The 18,711-nt window shown below is 68.4% G+C and carries 17 protein-coding genes and 1 riboswitch; of the genes, 9 read left to right on the top strand and 8 right to left on the bottom strand.

What is annotated here, in order from left to right; all coding sequences use genetic code 11:
- Positions 1-2: 2 nt before the first annotated feature.
- The gene (locus ACSFA0_RS20150; RefSeq protein ID WP_435452069.1) at positions 3-812 is read right to left on the bottom strand and encodes a citryl-CoA lyase; all 810 of its coding nucleotides are present in this window, start codon (positions 810-812) and stop codon (positions 3-5) included.
- Positions 809-2,335 (bottom strand): class I adenylate-forming enzyme family protein, encoded by a 1,527-nt coding sequence (locus ACSFA0_RS20145; RefSeq protein ID WP_435452068.1) that lies wholly within the window; start codon positions 2,333-2,335, stop codon positions 809-811. The genes ACSFA0_RS20150 and ACSFA0_RS20145 overlap by 4 nt, the downstream gene beginning before the upstream one ends.
- Before the next feature lie 170 nt (positions 2,336-2,505).
- Between ACSFA0_RS20145 and ACSFA0_RS20140 the strand changes: the two genes are divergently transcribed.
- Complete coding sequence (locus ACSFA0_RS20140; RefSeq protein ID WP_435452067.1) at positions 2,506-3,282, top strand: IclR family transcriptional regulator; 777 nt, start codon at positions 2,506-2,508, stop codon at positions 3,280-3,282.
- 238 nt (positions 3,283-3,520) lie between these two features.
- On the opposite strand, the gene ACSFA0_RS20135 is transcribed toward ACSFA0_RS20140, so the two are convergent.
- Positions 3,521-4,159, bottom strand: coding sequence for a GntR family transcriptional regulator (locus tag ACSFA0_RS20135; protein WP_435452066.1), 639 nt, complete (start codon positions 4,157-4,159; stop codon positions 3,521-3,523).
- A 190-nt stretch (positions 4,160-4,349) separates the two neighbouring features.
- Here ACSFA0_RS20135 and ACSFA0_RS20130 point away from each other — a divergent pair, with 190 nt between their 5' ends.
- The 3 genes from ACSFA0_RS20130 (at position 4,350) to ACSFA0_RS20120 (ending at position 7,815) form a co-directional block, all read left to right on the top strand.
- Entirely contained in the window at positions 4,350-5,807 is a 1,458-nt protein-coding gene (locus ACSFA0_RS20130) for an aldehyde dehydrogenase (RefSeq protein ID WP_435452065.1), read from the top strand.
- A gap of 77 nt (positions 5,808-5,884) precedes the next feature.
- Positions 5,885-6,784, top strand: a complete 900-nt coding sequence (locus tag ACSFA0_RS20125) for an NAD(P)-dependent oxidoreductase (RefSeq protein WP_435452064.1) — start codon at positions 5,885-5,887, stop codon at positions 6,782-6,784.
- Positions 6,785-6,834: 50 nt separating this feature from the next.
- Positions 6,835-7,815 carry a tripartite tricarboxylate transporter substrate binding protein gene (locus tag ACSFA0_RS20120; RefSeq protein ID WP_435452063.1) on the top strand — a complete coding sequence of 327 codons (981 nt, stop codon included), beginning with the start codon at positions 6,835-6,837 and terminating at the stop codon, positions 7,813-7,815.
- Positions 7,816-7,833: 18 nt separating this feature from the next.
- Here ACSFA0_RS20120 and ACSFA0_RS20115 read toward each other — a convergent pair whose 3' ends face one another.
- Together ACSFA0_RS20115 and thiC are read right to left on the bottom strand one after the other, a co-directional pair.
- The gene (locus ACSFA0_RS20115; RefSeq protein WP_435452062.1) at positions 7,834-8,529 is read right to left on the bottom strand and encodes an HAD family hydrolase; all 696 of its coding nucleotides are present in this window, start codon (positions 8,527-8,529) and stop codon (positions 7,834-7,836) included.
- A gap of 31 nt (positions 8,530-8,560) precedes the next feature.
- The gene (gene thiC, locus ACSFA0_RS20110) at positions 8,561-10,441 is read right to left on the bottom strand and encodes a phosphomethylpyrimidine synthase ThiC (RefSeq protein ID WP_435452061.1); all 1,881 of its coding nucleotides are present in this window, start codon (positions 10,439-10,441) and stop codon (positions 8,561-8,563) included.
- A gap of 75 nt (positions 10,442-10,516) precedes the next feature.
- A riboswitch (TPP riboswitch) is annotated at positions 10,517-10,625 on the bottom strand.
- 187 nt (positions 10,626-10,812) lie between these two features.
- Here thiC and ACSFA0_RS20105 point away from each other — a divergent pair.
- The 5 genes from ACSFA0_RS20105 to eutC all read left to right on the top strand — a co-directional run bounded on the left by ACSFA0_RS20105 (position 10,813) and on the right by eutC (position 16,416).
- Positions 10,813-11,031, top strand: a complete 219-nt coding sequence (locus tag ACSFA0_RS20105; RefSeq protein WP_435452060.1) for a hypothetical protein — start codon at positions 10,813-10,815, stop codon at positions 11,029-11,031.
- A gap of 20 nt (positions 11,032-11,051) precedes the next feature.
- Complete coding sequence (locus ACSFA0_RS20100; protein ID WP_435452059.1) at positions 11,052-13,265, top strand: phosphocholine-specific phospholipase C; 2,214 nt, start codon at positions 11,052-11,054, stop codon at positions 13,263-13,265.
- Positions 13,266-13,422: 157 nt separating this feature from the next.
- A complete protein-coding gene (locus ACSFA0_RS20095) occupies positions 13,423-14,199 on the top strand; it encodes a DeoR/GlpR family DNA-binding transcription regulator (protein WP_435452058.1) in 777 nt (258 codons plus the stop codon).
- Between the two features lie 22 nt (positions 14,200-14,221).
- Positions 14,222-15,628 (top strand): ethanolamine ammonia-lyase subunit EutB, encoded by a 1,407-nt coding sequence (locus tag ACSFA0_RS20090; RefSeq protein ID WP_435452057.1) that lies wholly within the window; start codon positions 14,222-14,224, stop codon positions 15,626-15,628.
- Positions 15,625-16,416 carry an ethanolamine ammonia-lyase subunit EutC gene (gene eutC, locus ACSFA0_RS20085; RefSeq protein ID WP_435452056.1) on the top strand — a complete coding sequence of 264 codons (792 nt, stop codon included), beginning with the start codon at positions 15,625-15,627 and terminating at the stop codon, positions 16,414-16,416. Before ACSFA0_RS20090 ends, eutC begins: the two co-directional genes overlap by 4 nt.
- Before the next feature lie 3 nt (positions 16,417-16,419).
- On the opposite strand, the gene ACSFA0_RS20080 is transcribed toward eutC, so the two are convergent.
- The 3 genes from ACSFA0_RS20080 to ACSFA0_RS20070 all read right to left on the bottom strand — a co-directional run bounded on the left by ACSFA0_RS20080 (position 16,420) and on the right by ACSFA0_RS20070 (position 18,657).
- Positions 16,420-17,226 (bottom strand): DUF3047 domain-containing protein, encoded by an 807-nt coding sequence (locus ACSFA0_RS20080; RefSeq protein WP_435452055.1) that lies wholly within the window; start codon positions 17,224-17,226, stop codon positions 16,420-16,422.
- Between the two features lie 126 nt (positions 17,227-17,352).
- Positions 17,353-17,781 carry a YchJ family protein gene (locus ACSFA0_RS20075; RefSeq protein WP_435452054.1) on the bottom strand — a complete coding sequence of 143 codons (429 nt, stop codon included), beginning with the start codon at positions 17,779-17,781 and terminating at the stop codon, positions 17,353-17,355.
- Between the two features lie 60 nt (positions 17,782-17,841).
- Positions 17,842-18,657: an IclR family transcriptional regulator gene (locus tag ACSFA0_RS20070; protein ID WP_435452053.1), complete on the bottom strand. Its 816-nt coding sequence runs from the start codon at positions 18,655-18,657 to the stop codon at positions 17,842-17,844.
- Positions 18,658-18,711 lie beyond the last annotated feature (54 nt).

Here is an 18,711-nt window from a genome sequence, read left to right as displayed (position 1 = left end):
GTTCAGCCTTCCGGCTGCGCCTTGTGGTGGCCGCCGCCCTCGCCCCGGTAGGCCACGGCGTGGTCGATCAGGTCCCAGATGAAGCGGCCGGTGGGCACGCGCTGCTCCTCGGCGATGTGCGCCACCAGGCCCGCGGCGCGCGAGATCACGGCGAAGCCGCGCATCAGCGTCGGCGGAATCGCGAGCTCGCCCAGCAGCGTGCCGACGGCGCCTGTCGCGTTGATGGTGATGTGCTTGCCGTAGGCCGCGTCGACCTCGGCCGACAGCGCGGCGATGGCCTGCAGGTACTTGCCGTCGAATTCGGGATGGGCACGGCCGATGGCCAGCAGCTTGGCGGCGCGCGGGTCGTCCGGCTTGTGCAGATGCTGCCCGAAGCCGGGGATCGATTTGCGCTCGGCGCGATGGCGCTGCGCCACCGCACGTGCGGCGGCCTCGATGCCTTCGGGCGCGTCGATGATCTGCTGGAGCAGCACGGCGCAGTTCTCCACCGTGCCGATGAACTGGCTGCCTACCGCCAGCAGGCCGGCCGCCACACCGCTCTGGATGTTCTCCGGCGAGCTCATGTAGACGAGACGGGTGGCGATGGCGCTGGGCGTGAGGCCGTGTTCCATGATCGCGATCAGCGCCGCGTCGATCACCTTCAGGTCGTGCGCGCTCGCCTCGCGGCCGGTGATCTGCGAGAACATCACTTCGGTGAAGGTCTTCTTCCCGAGGATGTCGTCGACCAGGCTCTCGTTGCGGTAATGGATCGACGTGAGCGAGTGCGTGCACAGCTCGGTGTAGGGCGTGGAATCGGGCTCGAGCGTCTTCATGCGGCGGTCTCCTGCTTGAGCCGGGCGTTCACCTCGGCCTTGATCGTCACCTTGTGCACCTTGCCTGCCACGCTGCGCGGCAGGTCGTCGTAGAAGTGGATCGCCTTGGGCGTCTTCACCGACCCGAGCTCGGGCTTGGCGAAGGCGATGAGCTCCTGCGCGGTCACGGTGGCACCGCGCTTGAGCTGCACGGCCGCATGCACCGCCTCGCCCCACTTGTCGTCCTCCACACCGAACACGGCCGACTCGTGCACCGCCGGATGCTGGTCGAGCACGCTTTCGACATCGATCGGATAGACGTTGAAGCCGCCGGTGATCACCACCTCGCGCAGGCGGTCCTTCAGGTAGAGGTAGCCGCGCGCGTCGACGTAGCCGCGGTCGCCGGTGTGCAGCCAGCCGTCGACGATGGTCTCGGCGCTCTTCTCGGGCATCTTCCAGTAGCCGGCCATCACGAGGTCGCCGCGCACGACGATCTCGCCCACTTCGCCGATGGGCAGCAAGGCGCCCTGCGGGTCCATGATCGCCATGTCGGTGAGCAGGCCCTGGCGGCCGACCGAGCGCCAGTTGCTTTCGTCCGCGAAGTCCTCCGCGCGCATCATGCTCACCACCTGCGGTGCCTCGGTCTGGCCGTAGGTCGTCTCCAGCACCGGGCCGAAGAAGGCGCGCATGCGGCCGATCTTCTCGGGCGGCATCGGTGCACCGCCGTAGATCAGGTGCTTGAGCGCCGGGAAGTGCTCGCTCGCGGTGCCGGCCTCGGCCACCAGCATGTAGAGCAGCGTCGGCGGCATGAAGGTGGTGGTAATACCCTGCGTGCGAAAGCACTGCAGCAGCGTGGCCGGCTTGGCATCGGCCGGCAACACGTGGCAGCCGCCGACCGCGAGGATGGGCAACAGGTAGGTCGAGGTGCCGTGTGTCACCGGCGCGGCGACAAGGTAGCGGTCGTCCGCGTCGAAGCCGAAGGCGTGCACCTGGTTCACGATGGTCGTCACCCACGCGCGGTACGGCTGCATCACGCCCTTGGGCACGCCGGTGGAACCGCCGGTGAACTTGATCGCCTGCACCTCGTCGCGTGAGCGGCCATGGGGCATGGGCGTTTCGCTGCGGTGCCCGTCCAGCAGGTCCTGGAAGCGCGGCTGGCCGGTGGCCGCATCGCCGAACGCGATCACGGCACCGACCGACGCCAAGTTCAGCGCGCCCAGGTGCGCCGGCTCGGCGACGACGATCGACGGCTCGGTGAAGGCGACGATGCGGTCGAGCTCGCTGGCCGGGTTGCGCCAATTGAGCGGCACCCAGACCTTGCCCGCGGCCAGCACGGCCAACAGCGCGATCACGTGCTCGAGCGTGTTGCCGGCGCAGATGCCGACGCGCGAACCCGGCAGAGGGTCGAGCGCCTGCAACGCGCTCGCCGCAGCGTCGACGCGCAGGCGCAGCTCGGCATAGCTGATGGCCGTCGCGCCGCTGAGCAAGGCGATGCGATCGGGGGACAGGCGCGCACTTCTGTAGAAAAAGTCGATGGGGAACATGGCAGTCTTCTCAACAAGAGGGCTGGATCGAAGTCCGCGATACGGACTTCATTTCCTGCCACGGGGGCAGGTGGGTTGATCACCAGCCGCTAAAGTATGTTCATGTCGCTCTCCGCATCCAACCTCCAAAGTCCGCCATCCGGATTGTCTGAACGATTTACGGGAAAACCATGAGCACCGTCCAAAGTCTGGACCGCGCGATCGAACTGCTGCGCCTCATCTCCGCGAACTACCGCGAAGGCGAGCGACTGTCGGATCTCGTGAAGGCCAGCGACCTCGCGCAACCCACCGTTCATCGGTTGCTCAAGCAACTGGTCGAAGGCGGCCTGGTGATGCAGGACGCCGACCGGCGCTACCGCCTCGGCCATTTCGCTTACGAGCTCGGGCTCGCCGCCGCCTCGCATTTCGGCCTGCGCCAGCAGTGCGCGCCGTATCTCGAGCGCATTTCGCAGGAAACCGGCGACACGGCCTTCCTGGTGGTGCGCAGCGGCAACGACTCGTTCTGCCTGGACCGCCAGTCGGGTTCGTTTCCGATCCAGGTGCTCACCGTGGAAGTCGGCAAGCGCCGGCCGCTGGGCATCGGCGGCGGCGGGCTCGCCTTGCTGAGCTTCATGCCCGAAGCCGAGTTGCCGGCCGTGTTGACGCGCATCGCGCCGCACCTCAAGCCCTACGGCGGGCTCACGCGCGGGATCCTGCAAAAGCTCGTGGCGCAGGCGCGGCAACGCGGCTATGCGTCGATCACCGACTACGCGGTGGCTGGCGTGACGAGCGTGGGCGTTCCCATCCGCGACCGCACCGGCCAGGTGCTGGGCGCCATCAGCGTAAGCGCCATCGCGTCGCGCATGGCGGAGCGCGAGGCGATGGTGGTGCGCACCCTGCAGCGCGAGGTGGCGGCCTTGCAGGCCGCCATGCAGGCCGTCGCGCCAGGGCGCCTGTCGTCGACCTGAGCCGTCGGCCAGGCCCGCATTCGTCGAGCAGCGGGGACGCCCATGCGAAGCCGTCTCTGCGCTGCATTTCTAAGAATCGACGGGCTTGATTCAGGCCGTGCGCACCGGCGGCAACCAGCGCCGCTACCCGCGTGCGATCCTGCGGCGTGCGGCCTTCATCAAGATCGCACAGCGCGTGGGAATCCCGCGGACCGGGATCGCCCACGCGCTGCGTGCTGCGCCGCACACCCGATCCGGCTCAGCGCTTGAGGAATTTCTCCACGTAGATCGCGCGCGCCTTGTCCATGTGCGTCTCGGAAAGTTCGCCCAGCCGCGCGCGATCTCCGGCCTTCAACGCGGCCACCATGGCTGCGTGCTCCGCACAGGCCTGCGTCAACGCCGAGGCATCCGCGATGCCATAGGCTCGCGCGGGGAAGCTGAGCCAGTCGTGCAGACGGATGGATTCCGCGAGGTAGGGGTTGTCGCAGAGCCCGTACAACACGCGATGAAACGCCATGTTGGTCTGGTGAATGGCGATGAGATCACCGGAGACCACGGCCGCCGCATGCACGTCCATCGCGGTCTCCAGCGCCTGCATGCGCTGCGGCGCCACCGGCATCGCCATGATGTCCACCGCGGCCCGGTGCAGCACCGATCGCACGTGGTAGAGCGCGTTGAGGCTCTCTTCGTCGAAGCGCCGAATCTGCGCGCCGATGTGCGGCGGCTTGACGACCACGCCCAGCCGCTGCAGTTCGACCAGCGCGGCTCGGACCACGTGCCGCTTGGCGGCGTAGTCCTCCATGAGATGGTCTTCGATCAGGCGGCTCTTCGGCAGGATCCGGCTTCGGATGATGTCCTTCTCGATGGCCTCGATCACGGCGGCAACCGATGAGGGCATGGCGGCCTCCGGGAACGCGCCCGCGCTGTCTGCGGCTGACCTTCTATCGCTCATTTCTTTGTCTCTTCGGCGGCATGGTTCTTCGGTCGGAACGCCTCGCGTCGCATGCGCGTTATCAATAGTTTTATCGCCAATATTGGCGACAACGTGCTCGTTGTTTTCGGCCGGCACCGTCCATAGACTGCCCGCAATGAACAAGCAAGTCGAACCCATGGAGACGTCGAACGCTCCCCAAGAACTGATCAGCATCGACCCGGCGAACGGCACCGAGGTCGGTCGCGTCGCCGTGACGTCGCCAGCGGAACTCGATGCCGCCGTCGCACGGTCGTGGCACGCGTTTCATACCTCCGGCTGGAAGTCGCTGCTGCCGCACAAGCGCGCCCTGGTGCTGCAGGCGATCGCCGACGGACTGAGCGCGGAGAAGGAATTCCTGGCGAAGCTGCAGATGCGCGACAACGGCAAGCCGCTCGCCGAGTGCAGGGGAATGGTCGACTCCGCCATCGGTACCTTTCGATATTACGCAGGGGTGTGCGAGGTGCTGGAAACCGACGTCACGCCGCCGCGTGGCGACTATGTGTCGTTCACCGTGCTCGAGCCCTTCGGTGTCGTCGCGGCGATCACGCCCTGGAACTCGCCGATTATGAATGACGCGACCAAGGTCGCCCCCGCGCTCGCGGCCGGGAACGCGGTGCTGCTGAAGCCGTCGGAAGACTCGCCGCTGCTCGCGCCAGAACTCGCCCGCATCGCGCTGGCCGCTGGTCTGCCGAAGGACCTGCTGCAGGTGGTGCAGGGCCGCGGTGCCGAGCTCGGCGCAGCGCTGGTCGCGCATCCGGGCGTGCGAATGATCTCGTTCACCGGCGGCACGGTGTCGGGCCGGGCCATCGCACGCGTGGCAGGCGACCGCCTCGTGCCGGCGGCACTCGAACTCGGCGGCAAGTCGCCGCACGTGGTGTTCGCCGACGCCGACCGCGCGCATGCGGTGGCAGCCGTCGTCGCCGGCATCTTCGGCTCGGCGGGGCAATCCTGCGTCGCGGGCTCGCGCCTGTTCATCGAAGAGAGCATCTACGACGAGGTGCTCACGCAGGTCGTCGAGCGAACGCGCGAACTGCGCGTCGCGTTGCCCGATGCGCCGGGCGTCGAAGTCGGTCCGCTCGCCTCCTTCCATCACCGCGCACGGGTGGCCGCCTTCGTCGACCGCGCCCGCGCCGAAGGCGGACGTGTGCTCTGTGGTGGCGCCGCGCCGCAGGGCGCAGCCTACGCACAGGGTGCCTTCTACCTCCCGACAGTCATCGACGGGCTCGGCCCTCAGGCGGCGTCCTGCCAGGAAGAGGCCTTCGGGCCGGTGCTGGTGGCGCTGCCCTTCCGCGACGAAGCCGACCTGATCGAGCAGGCCAACGGCACGGCCTTCGGGTTGGCTTGCGGCATCTGGACGGAGAGCTTCAAGCGCGCCTGGCGTATCGGCCGCGCACTCGAAGCGGGTTCGGTCTGGATCAACACCTACAAGCAGTCTGTGACCAGCACGCCCTTCGGTGGCTTCAAGAACAGCGGCATCGGCCGCGAGAAGGGCATCGACGGACTTCGGCTCTATGCGCAGGTCAAGAGCATGTATTTCGGTTTGCACGAGAAGCCGCTGGCTGTCGCGAAATAGGCCGGACACCAAAACCAATCCGATTCGGCGAGCGCGCATCAGGCGCCTGCCTTCAACTTTTCAAGATGGAGTACCGCATGAGCGACGAGAAGAAAGTGGCTGTCTACGGCCTGGGGAATATGGGCTATCCGATCGCGGCGCGTATCGCACAGCGGTTCCCCGTCGTGGTGTCCGACCTGGACGCGGCGCAGGTGGCGCGCGCCGAGAAGGCGTTCGGCGCCCGGGCGGTGCGCGGGGCGGACGACCTGGGCGACGTCGACGTGGTGGTGCTGTCGCTGCCCAGCCCCGCCATCTCGCAGATCGTGCTCACGCAGATCGGGCCATCGCTGCGCAAAGGCACCGTGGTGCTGGAGACCAGCACGGTCAATCCGGCGGACATCCATGCCGCGCAGCAACTGCTCGAACGTTTCGGCATCGAACTGGTCGACGCCTCGGTGATGGCCGGCGTGAGCCAGATGGAAGCGGGTACCGCATCGCTGGCGCTGGGTGGTTCGACCGAGGCGATCGCCGCCGCGCAACCGGTGCTCGACGCCATCGCCACCAGGCAGGTTTACTTCGGCGCAAGCGGCGCGGGCGCCGCGGCAAAGGTGATCAACAACGCTGTCGCGCATGCCGTCATGGTCGTGGTGGCCGAAGCCGGGTCGCTGGCAACGGCTGCCGGCGTCAGCTGCGAGAAGCTCATCGCGCTGCTGTCGGACAAGCAGATGGGGCTGCACCGCCCGCTCACGCACCGCTACGCGGAGCGCATCGTCAACGGCAACTACGCCGGCGGTATGCCGCTGGACGCAGCGCGCAAGGATTCGGTACTGGCTCTTCAGCTCGCCCAGTCGCTCGGCGTGCCGCTGTTCGCGATCCAGGGTTCGCACACCGTCTACGAAATGGCCGCGACCGCCGGCTACGGCCGGGACGACTATGCCGCCGTGGCCAAGCTCTGGGCCGACTGGGGCAAGCCGACCGTGCCGGCCTCTGCGACCTGACTGATTTCCCATTGATTTCACGGCACCCAAAAACAACCCCGGAGACCTCCATGTTCAAGACCGTCCCTTCATTTGCTCGCCGCAGCCTGGCCCTTTTCGCCGCCGCTATCGGACTCGCCGGCACCCCGGCGTGGGCCTGGCCCGACAAGCCCATCGAACTCGTCGTCGGCTTCGCGGCCGGCGGCGGCACCGACATCACCGCACGCACCCTGGCCATGCACCTCGGCAAGCAGCTCAACACGTCGGTGGTGGTCACGAACAAGGCTGGCGCCTCAGGCGAACTGGGCCTGGCCTACGTTGCCAAGGCTCCGGCCGACGGCTATGTCATCGGCATGACGAACATGCCAGGCCTGGTCACGCTGCCGATCGAACGCAAGACGCAGTTCAAGGGCACCGACTTCACCTACCTCGCGAACCTCGTGAAAGACCCCAGCGCCTTCAGCGTGGTCGCCGGCAACAAGTACCGCACGCTCGCAGATCTGATCGCCGACGCCAAGGCGAAGCCCGGCGAGATCAGCTACGGCTCGACCGGTGTCGGCACCGACGACCATCTGGCGCTGGTGCTGTTCGAGCGCCTGACCGGCACGCGGCTGAACCACGTCCCCTTCAATGGCGCCGGCCCGCTGCGCAACGCACTCTTTGGCGGTCATATCGTTGTCGGCGGCATGAATCTGGGCGAGGTGATGCCCTTCAAAAGCAAGGTGCAAGTGCTGGCGGAAGCCGGAGCAGCGCGCTCGCGCCTGGCACCCGATGTGCCGAGCTTCGTCGAACAGGGTGTGAACCTCGTGTTCAGCTCCGAGCGAGGGATCGTTGCGCCGCGCGATCTGCCGCCCGAGGTCGAACGCCGCCTGGTCGAGGCCCTGCGCACCATCGCCGCCGACCCGGAATTCCAGAAGCAGATGGTGAGCCAGTTCACGGAGATGGACTACCTCGAGGGCGCTGCGTGGAAGGCCCGGCTGGACAAGGCGACCGACGAATTTGCGAGGCTCTGGAAGACTGCGCCCTGGGGCGACGCGCAACGCGCACCCTGACGGAGCGCGCTCCGGAATTCAGGCTGCGATGGGGCGCCAGGCCGCCAGCACGGCCGGCAGCGCGGCCATGTCGGTGAAGACCTCCACCACACCGGCTGCCCGCAGCGCATCCGCGCCGCTGTGGCCCAGACCACCGGGGCTGTAGCCGAACACGGTGGCGCCCGCGGCGACGCCGGCGGTCGCACCCGTCACCGTGTCCTCGACCACGGCGCAGCGCATCGGGTCGACGTCCAGCGCCGCGGCGGCGGCGAGGTACACGTCCGGGTAGGGCTTGGAGCGCGGCGTCTCGTGGCCGCTGAAGATGCGGCCGTCGAAGGCATCGAAGAGCCCCACCTTCTGCAACTGCAGCTCGACCTTCCTGCGATCGGCCCCCGACGCGCACGCGATGTGCCCGCCGAGTGCGGCATGCAGCGCGCGCACGGCCGCAGCCGCGCCGGGGATCTCGACCAGGTCGCGGTCGAGCGCCACGTTGCGGCGCGCCCAGAAGCTGTGCAGCCACTCGTCGGTGACCGGCGTGCCGGTCTGCGCTTCGATCAATGCGCGTTCGTCTTTCACCGCCTTGCCCACGAAGATGCGCATGCATTCCTCGGGCGTGAGCACCCAGCCGCGCTCTTCGAGCATGTCGCGCAGCACGCGGTGGGTGATGGGTTCGGAGTCGACCAGCACGCCGTCGCAGTCGAACAGCACGGCATCGAAAGGAATGGAAGGGGTCATGGGGCGATCGTAGCAACCGCCCCGCGCACGCCTACGAGCGCTCGGTCCGGATCGGGATGTACATCTCGCCCCCACCCGCCTTGAACTCCGCCGACTTGGCGTGCATGCCGTCGAACACCGCTGCGCCTTCGTCGAGCCCGCGCTGCGCGGCGTACTCGCGCACCTCCTGCGTGATCTTCATCGAGCAGAACTTGGGGCCGCACATGGAGCAGAAGTGCGCGGTCTTGCTGGCGTCCTTGGGCAGCGTCTCGTCGTGGAAATTGCGCGCGGTGTCGGGGTCGAGGCCGAGGTTGAACTGGTCCTGCCAGCGGAACTCGAAGCGCGCCTTGCTGAGCGCGTCGTCGCGCGAGCGCGCGCCCGGGTGGCCCTTGGCGATGTCGGCCGCGTGCGCGGCGATTTTGTACGCGATGATTCCCTGCTTCACGTCGTCGCGGTCGGGCAAGCCAAGGTGTTCCTTCGGCGTGACGTAGCACAGCATCGCGGTGCCGGCCCATCCGATCATGGCCGCGCCGATCGCGCTGGCGATGTGGTCGTAGCCCGGCGCGATGTCGATGGTCAGCGGGCCGAGCGTGTAGAACGGCGCCTCGTGGCAGTGCTTGATCTGCTCGTCCATGTTGGCCTGGATCATGTGCATCGGCACGTGGCCCGGCCCTTCGATCATGGTCTGCACGTCGTGCTTCCACGCCACCTGGGTGAGCTCGCCCAGCGTGCGCAGCTCGGCGAACTGGGCCTCGTCGTTGGCATCGGCACCGCTGCCCGGGCGCAGGCCGTCGCCGAGCGAGAAGCTCACGTCGTAGGCCTTCATGATGTCGCAGATGTCTTCGAAGTGCGTGTACAGAAAGCTCTCCTGGTGGTGCGCGATGCACCACTTGGCCATGATCGATCCGCCGCGCGACACGATGCCGGTCATGCGGTTCGCGGTGAGGTGGATGAAGGGCAGGCGCAGCCCCGCGTGGATGGTGAAGTAGTCGACGCCCTGCTCCGCCTGCTCGATCAGCGTGTCGCGGTAGATGGCCCAGGTCAGGTCTTCGGCCACGCCGCCGACCTTCTCCAGCGCCTGGTAGATCGGCACCGTGCCGATGGGCACCGGCGAGTTGCGCACGATCCAGTCGCGCGTGGTGTGGATGTTCTTGCCGGTGCTCAGGTCCATCACGTTGTCGGCGCCCCAGCGGATCGCCCACACCAGCTTCTCCACCTCTTCCTCGATGCTGGAGGTGACGGCCGAGTTGCCGATGTTGGCGTTGATCTTCACCTTGAAGTTGCGGCCGATCGCCATCGGCTCGACTTCGGGGTGGTTGATGTTGGCCGGGATGATGGCGCGGCCGCGCGCGACCTCGTCGCGCACGAACTCGGGCGTGATGATGGGCGGGATGCGCGCACCCATCGGGTTGCCCATGACGCGCTTCGCGCGCTCCTCGTCGGCCAGGTACTCGGCCATCCATTCGCGCTTGCCGTTCTCGCGCAGCGCCACATATTCCATCTCGGGCGTGACGATGCCGCGGCGCGCGTAGTGCATCTGCGTGACGTTGGCACCACTCTTCGCACGGCGCGGCGCGCGCTGCAATGCGGCCGCATCGGCCCGCAGCTGCGCGATGCGTGCGTTCTCTTCGCCCTTCACGCCGTCGTCGAGCGCGGCCAGCTGACGACCGTCGTAGCGTTCGGTGTCGCCGCGCTCGGCGACCCACGCGCCACGCACGTCGGGCAGCCCGAGGCGGACGTCGATCGCGACCGCCGCATCGGTGTACGGCCCCGAGGTGTCGTAGAGCGACACGCACTCGCCGTTGGTCAGCGCCACGTCGCGCACGGGCACGCGCAGGTCGGGCCGGCTGCCGACGATGGCGGACTTGGTCGAGGCGGGAAAGGGTTCGCGCGTGAGCGTGAGCAGCGAGGCGAAGGTGTCGATGGCATTCATGGGGCACTCCTGTGGTGATGAGGGTGCTCCGCAATCGCTCGACGGACCCACGGCCCGGTGGATGGGCCTGTGAGTCAGGGGAACTGCAGCTCTTCTTCCGCCGGTACTAACCGGTTCAAGTTCGCGGGTTCGGCGATTCAGTCGCCATCTCAGCACGTCAACACGTGCGCCCCGGAGCGACGTGGATTCTAGGCGTCGAGCCCTCTGCGCCGCAAGCGCGCATGTCGGCGTGCGGGTGTCAAAGGGCTGTCACGCATCACGAAGAAGATCGTGGCAGAACTGGTATTTGTGGCATTTGTTGCAATTTGCTTCTCTTTGCCGCCACTGCCGATCGCCGCGTCTGCCCCCCCCTCCCACCCTGGAAGCCATCGATGAACACCGCACCCTTCCCTTCGCGCGCACCGCGCCGGCTTGCCGCCGGCATCGCGCTGGCCCTGCTGACCGCCGCCCTCGCCGCCTGCGGCGGGGGCAGCGACAGCACCCCGCCGGCCAGCACGCCGACACCCACGGCCCCGGCCGCACCCACCGCACCCACCGCACCTACGGCACCGGACACCACCGTCAAGCCCGAGATGCGCTGCGCACCCTGACTCTTTCGAGAACACACACCATGACGACATCCCGCCGCAACTTCCTGCGCAACACCGCCACAACCGGCATCGCCGCCGCCACGCTGGCGGCCTTCCCGCCCGCCATTCGACGCGCGCTCGCCATTCCGGCCAACAACGCGACCGGCACCATCATGGACGTCGAGCACGTCGTGATCCTGATGCAGGAGAACCGTTCGTTCGACCACTACTTCGGCACCCTGAAGGGCGTGCGAGGCTTCGGAGACCGGTTCACCATTCCGTTGCCCAACGGCCGCACGGTGTGGGAGCAGGAATACCTGGCTGGCCAGATCGTCCCGCCGTATTACCTCGACAGTTCCAAAGGCAATGCGTTGCGCGTCAAGGGAACACCGCACGACTGGAACGACGGCCAGAATGCCTGGGACGGCGGTCGCATGAGCCAATGGCCCACACACAAGAAAACATCGAAAGCGCCCTTCACCCAGTCGATGGGCTACTACAAGGAAGCTGAGCTGCCGTTCCAGTTCGCGCTGACCAACGCATTCACGGTATGCGACGCCTACCACTGCGCCATGCACACCGGCACCAACTCCAACCGGACGTTCCTGTGGACCGGAACCAACGGCCCGACCGGCGCCAATGTGGCGATGGTGACCAACGAATGGGACGACATCGGCCCCTCGACCAGCGGCTACGACTGGACCACCTACCCCGAGCGCCTCGAGAAGGCCGGCGTGAGTTGGATCGTCTATCAGAACATGCCGTCGAATTACACCGACAACTCGCTGTGTGGCTTCAAGCAGTACCGGCGCGCCAACGAAGCGTCCGGCAAGCCCGTGAGTCACGACGGCAATGTCGTTTCACCCGCCTATGACCCAGCGACCGACAACGTCGGCAACCCGCTCTACAAGGGCATCGCCAACACCATGCCAGACGGCGGCTTCCTCGGAACCTTCAAACAGGACGTCCTGAACGGAAAGCTGCCGAATGTCAGCTGGATCGTCGCACCCTCGACCTACTCGGAACACCCAAGCCCATCGAGCCCCGTGCAAGGCGCCTGGTACATCCAGGAAGTTCTGGACGCACTCACCGCCGTGCCGGAGGTTTGGAGCAAGACGGTACTGATCGTCAACTTCGACGAGAACGACGGTTTCTTCGACCATGTTCCCTCGCCCGCCGCGCCTTCGAGAGACGCCAGTGGCAAACCGGCGGGCAAGACCACGTTGAGCGATGCCGACATGTCTTTCGAGTACTTCGACCACCCTGCGCCTCCCGGCACGGTCGACCAGGACACGCCGGACGGTCGCGTGTACGGTCCGGGTGTGCGGGTGCCGATGTACGTCATCTCGCCTTGGAGCCGCGGCGGCTGGGTGAATTCGCAGGCGTTCGACCACACCTCCGTGCTGCGCTTTCTGGAGGCACGTTTCGGTGTCAAAGAGACAAACATCAGCCCGTTTCGCCGCGCGATATGCGGCGACCTCACGAGCGCGTTCAATTTCGCAACGCCCAACTCCGAAGTACTGCCCACGCTCGCCGGCAGGAAGTCCAAGACCGATGCTGACACGTTGCGCGCGGCCCAGGACGCATTGACACAAGTGGCGCTACCCGGCACGGCAGTGCTACCGACGCAGGCGACCGGGACCCGACCTTCTCGCGCATTGCCTTACGAGTTGCATGTGAGCGCCCGCGCCGATTCCATCGGCGGCAAGGTGCAGTTGCTCTTCTCGAACACCGGCAAGGCCGGCGCCGTGTTCCATGTGTACGACCAGAAGCATCTCGACCGTCTGCCGCGCCGCTATGCGGTCGAGGCGGGCAAGCTGCTCGATGACAGCTGGACCCCGGTGGCCGGCGACGAAGAGGGCTACGACCTCTGGGTGCTCGGGCCGAACGGCTTCCACCGCCATTTCAAGGGCAACCTTGGCAAGCTGCGCGCAGGCGGCGCGCCGGTGCCAGAGGTGCGTGTCTGCTACGACATCACCAACGGCAACGTGTACCTCGACATGAAGAACACCGGCACCAACGCCGTCAAGTTCACGATCCGCGCCAAGGCGTACCGCGAAGACGGCCCATGGACCGCAACGGTCGCCGGTGGCGCCACGGCCGAGCAGCACTGGGAGCTGGCCGACAGCGGCCGCTGGTACGACTTCGCGGTCACCTGCGACGCCGATCCGGCGTACTACCGGCGCTTCGCCGGCCGCGTCGAGACCGGCCAGCATTCGGTCAGCGACCCGGCGATGGGCGTGACGGCGCTCTGAGCCACGGCCGCCCCCTCCGACGGCCCGCCAGCGCGCGGGCCGTCGTCGTTCCCGGTCCCATGGCGTGGGCCGGGACTTTCACGATGGCGTGAATGATGCTTGTGGCTATTCTTGCAGTCACACGCCACGCACCGACGCACGCCGCAGCTTCCCTTCCATGCTTCAAGAAGAACGATTCCTCCGCATCCGCAGCCTGCTGGCGACCTTCTCGCGCGTGAGCGTCGAGCGCATCGTGCAAGACCTCGCCGTCTCGCGCGAAACCGTGCGGCGCGACCTGCTCGAGCTCGAAGGCAGTGGCGAGCTGCGCCGCGTGCACGGCGGTGCGGTCGCCACCGGCCCCGAGCCCGAACCACCGCTGGCCGTGCGGCTGGTGGCGCGCCAGAAAGAGAAGCGCGCCATCGCCAAGGCCGCGGTCGGCTTGCTGCGGCCGGGGCAGACGCTGTTCCTTGACGCGGGCAGCACCACGTCGACGCTGGCCGAGGAGATCGCCACGCTCAGCGGCATGACGGTCATCACCAACTCGCTCACCATCGCGCTCAAGCTGGCCGGCGCCGACGAGGGCCGCAGCGCGCGCAACGTGGTGCGCCTGCTGGGCGGCGAGATCGACGTGAAGACGCAGGCCACGCACGGCGAGGCCACGCTGGAAGACATCCGCCGCTTCCGCGTCGACGTGGCGCTGATGTCGCCGGTCGCGCTGCACGCCAGGCACGGCGCCATGAGCTTCGAGCACCATGAAGCCGCGGTGGCCCGCGCCATGGCCGAGCAGGCGCAGCAGGTCGTGATCCTGGCCGACCACAGCAAGATCGGCCTCGCGAGCCGCGTGACTTACGCGCGCACCGCCGACATCGACATCGTCGTCACCGACGCCAAGGCGCGCGAGATCGCGGGCCTGGCCGCGCTGCGCAAGGCCTGCGCGCGCATCGTCATCGCCTGACGCACCACGAGGCCGACCCACCATGCCCTACCGCCATACCGCCGGCGACACCACCTGGCACTTCGCCGACCTGCGCACCCTGATGGCCAAGGCCACGCCCGCGCGCTCGGGCGACGTGCTGGCCGGCATCGCGGCCGAGACGGCGGTGGAACGCATGGCCGCGCGCATGGCGCTGGCCGACGTGCCGCTGCAGCGTTTTCTCGACGAGGCGCTGGTGCCCTATGAAGACGACGAAGTCACGCGCCTCATCGTCGACACGCACGCCGCCGCCGCCTTCGCGCCCATCGCGCACCTGACGGTCGGCGATTTCCGCGACTGGCTGCTGTCCGATGCGGCCGACAGCACGATGCTGGCGCAGGTGGCACCCGGCATAACCCCCGAGATGGCGGCGGCCGTGAGCAAGCTGATGCGCAACCAGGACCTGATCCTCGTCGCGCGCAAGTGCCGCGTGGTCACGCGCTTTCGCAACACCCTCGGCCTGCCGGGCCACCTGGCGGTGCGGCTGCAGCCCAACCACCCGACCGACGACCTGCGCGGCATCGCGGCGTCGATGGTCGACGGCCTGCTCTACGGCGCCGGCGACGCGGTGATCGGCATCAACCCGGCCACCGACAGCGTGCCGGCGCTGACGCGGCTGGTGCACATGCTCGACGAGGTGATCGTCAAGCTCGGCATCCCGACGCAGTCCTGCGTGCTCACGCACGTGACCAACACGGTGCAGATGATCGAGCAGGGCGCGCCGGTCGACCTGGTGTTCCAGTCGGTCGCCGGCACCGAGCGCGCCAACACCAGCTTCGGCGTGAGCCTGGCCGTGCTGAAGGAAGCGCACGAGGCGGCCTTGTCGCTGAAGCGCGGCCCGCTGGGCGACAACGTCATGTACTTCGAGACCGGCCAGGGCAGCGCGCTGTCGGCCGGCGCGCACCACGGCGTCGACCAGCAGACCTGCGAGGCACGGGCCTATGCCGTGGCCCGCGCCTTCCGGCCGCTGCTGGTGAACACAGTCGTCGGCTTCATCGGGCCGGAGTACCTGTACGACGGCAAGCAGATCATCCGCGCCGGTCTGGAGGACCATTTCTGCGGCAAGCTGATGGGCCTGCCGCTGGGCTGCGACGTCTGCTACACCAACCATGCCGAGGCCGACTCCGACGACATGGACACGCTCATGACGCTGCTGGGCACGGCCGGCCTCACCTTCATCATGGGTGTGCCGGGGGCCGACGACATCATGCTCAACTACCAGAGCACCTCCTTCCACGACGCGCTCTACCTGCGCGAGGTGCTGGGCCTCAATCGCGCGCCCGAGTTCGAAGCCTGGCTGCAGCAGATGCAGCTGAGCGATGCGCAAGGCCGCGTGCACAGCGTGACGCCGCAGCACCCGGCGCTGCAGCAGCTCCGGCAACTGCGTCTCGGCGACGGGAGCAACGCATGAGCACGCCCGACCCCTGGGACGACCTGCGTGCCTACACCGCCGCCCGCCTCGCGCTCGGCCGCGCCGGGTCGAGCATGCCGACCGCGGAGCTGCTGCGCTTCGGCTTCGCGCATGCGCAGGCGCGCGACGCGGTGCACATTCAACTCGACACGCAGGCGCTGGCCGACGCGCTGGCCGCCGACGGCCTACCGACGCTGCAGGTGCACAGCGCCGCGCCCGACCGCGCGAGCTACCTGCTGCGCCCCGACCTCGGTCGCCGGCTCGACGACGCCAGTGCGCAGCGGTTGCGCGACGCGGCCGGCCCGAGCCCCACGGCGGGTTGCGAGCTGCTGCTGGTCATCGGCGACGGGCTCTCGTCGCTGGCCGTCGAGCGCAATGCGCAGGCGATGGTGACGGCCATCCGCGCCGGCCTGCCCGCGGGCTGGTCGCTCGGCCCGGTCGTGATCGCGCAGCAGGCGCGCGTGGCGCTGGCCGACGAGGCGGGTGCGCTGCTCGGTGCCCGCCTGGTCGCGATGCTGATCGGCGAGCGCCCGGGCCTGAGCTCGCCCGACAGCCTGGGCCTCTACCTCACCTGGAAGCCGGTGGTCGGCCGCCACGACGCCGAGCGCAACTGCATCTCGAACATCCGCCCCGAGGGCCTCGCGCCCGCCGCCGCCGCCGGCCGCTTCTGGTGGTTGGCGCAGGAGGCCAAGCGCCTGCAGCTCACCGGCGTGCAGCTCAAGGATGGCAGCGACGCCGTGGTGATCGCGGCAGCGCCTTCGACAGCCTCGCCCGCCCTGCCGGACTGAGCCTCAGGGCGCGTGCGTCGCCTGTAACTGCGGCGCAGCGGCCGCGCCCTGAAGCTCGAGGTCGCCGAAGAAGGACAGCCCGTGGCCTCGGGTGTTGTCCGCATCGGCCGAGACCGCCACGCCGACGATGTCGGGTTGCAGGCCGCCCGATTCGTCGCCGAAAGCGCGCCGGTAGTCGGCCAGCAGGTTGCGCCGCTCGCTGCGCCAGCCGGCGGCACCGGTTTCCAGCACCAGCATGCGGATGCGCCGCGTGAAGGCGTTCGGCAGCAGCGTGTTCTTGGCTTCCTTCTCGTCCCACACGTAGCAGAGCGTCTCGCTCGGCACGTCTTCGCCGGTGGCCGAACGCGCCAGTGCCAGCCGGGTGCGTTCGCCAAAGGGCAGCCGGTCGGTCGGCAGCGCGAAGAAGACGCAGAGCTTGGCCGCGCCGTCGTCACCGCTGCGGCTGCGCAGGTCGGCGCCTTCGACGAAGCGCTCGACGCGCCAGCGCCAGGCCAGCGAGGCGGCGCCATCGAGCGCCACGCGGACCGGGTGTACCAGGTTGCCGTAGGAATCGTCGGCCTCGACCTTCAGCACCGACTGGCCGTCCTGCCGGACCACGCCGAAAGAGGTCGGCTTCTTGTGCGGCAGGGTGGTGAAGTGCCAGGGCTCCGGTACGGGTCCTGCGCTGGTCAGTCGCGTCAGCCAGGCCGTCGGCGCAGCCTGTGCATGCGCAGAGCCGGCGACGGACCACGCCATGAGCCCGGCCAGCAGCCAAACGAGGCGCGGCCCTGCGGTGGATCGAAACGAATTCGCCGGGTGTGCGGTGGGCATGGCGAGTGTGCCGTGTGAACGGCTTGCTGAGAGGGAACGTCCAGTGTGCCGCGGCCTGGCCGCCGGACACATACGCCCAAAGGAACTGCCATGTCTCTCCCTTCGAGACAATGGCGCGCCGTCGTCCTACCCCGCCTCGCCGTCGACGTAGTACCAGCGCTGCAACTCGCCATCGGGCTCGCGCACGAAATTGCTGCGCTCGTGCAGGCGGCTCGCGGTGCCGGCGGCATCGCGCTGGCGGGCGACGAACTCGACCCGCGCATGGTCGGCGTCGAGCACCGAGCGCGAGCGCACGTCCAGGCCCAGCCACTTGGTGCCGGGCGCGAAGGACAGCTCGGCCGGCCGGGTCGACGGATGCCAGGTCGCGAGCAGGTAATCGGCCTGCTCGCGCACGAAGGCGGTGTACCGGGAACGCATCAGCGACTCGGCATCGGGGGCCGGCGTGCCCGCGAAGTCCTCGAGGAATCGCCCGCAGCACAGCGTGTATTGCAGCGGCCGGGCGCGCTGGTCGGTGCGCCCGCAGGGGCAGGGGCCGGAGAGTGGTTTATTGCTCATCGAGGCTCCATTGGAACATCTGCGGCGGCGCAGCCATCCAAAAGCATGCGTGGCCGCCTGTCATCCGCCATCCGGAAGCAGTTCGGCCAGGCTCTCACGGATGGTCCGCGCGATGAGTTGCTGGCGCTCACGCGGCATGCGCGGCAGGGTCGACGCCACGCTGATGGCGGCCACCGGCTCGCCCGCTGCATTGCGCACCGCCATGCCCGCCGCGAGCACGCCGCGGGTCGCATGGTTGCCGATGACCGACCAGCCGCGCTCCCGCGTGGCGCGCACCAGGATCTGCATGCGCTCGGGCGTCATGCCGCCATAGGCATGCAGCCGGGGTGCGTTGGCCGCGATGATGGCAGCGACCTGCGCGTCGGGCAGCGCGGCCAGCAGCGCCAGCCCGGCGGCCCCGACGCCCAGCGGTTGCTGCGTGCCGACCTGGATCACCAGCACCTGCACCGGGTGCGTGCCGACCTGCCGGGCGATGCAGTGCGACAGTGCCCCCTCACGCACCACCGCGAAGGCGGCATCGCCGCAGGCCGCACTGATGCGGGCCAGCACCGGCTGCAGACGCACTGCCATGTTGGGCAAGGCGTCGGCTGGGGCCAGGGCCGCCACGCGGGGGCCCGGCACATAGCGGAAGCGGCCCTGTGGCGCGACATAGCCCGTCTCCACCAGCGTCGCCAGCAGTCGGTAGACGGTGGCGCGTTCGAGCGCAGCCGCGCGGCACAGGTCGACCACGCGCACGCCGTCGCGGCCGCCCGCCAGCACCGCATCGAGCAGTCGCAGGCCGCGGCGCAGCGTGCGGCTACCGGCTTCGTCGTCCGCAGCGACAGATCGCAAAACGTCCGCTGAACGGACGTTTCGATTGGAGGTGCGCGCGGTCATGGCGAAGAATTTGGGCGTCGACGAGGTCATCGCCAGTGTGCCGCAGGCCCACCG

It is taken from the genome of Variovorax restrictus (assembly GCF_051216715.1).
Lineage (GTDB): Bacteria > Pseudomonadota > Gammaproteobacteria > Burkholderiales > Burkholderiaceae_C > Variovorax.
This window is presented reverse-complemented; position numbering and strand designations above follow the sequence as displayed.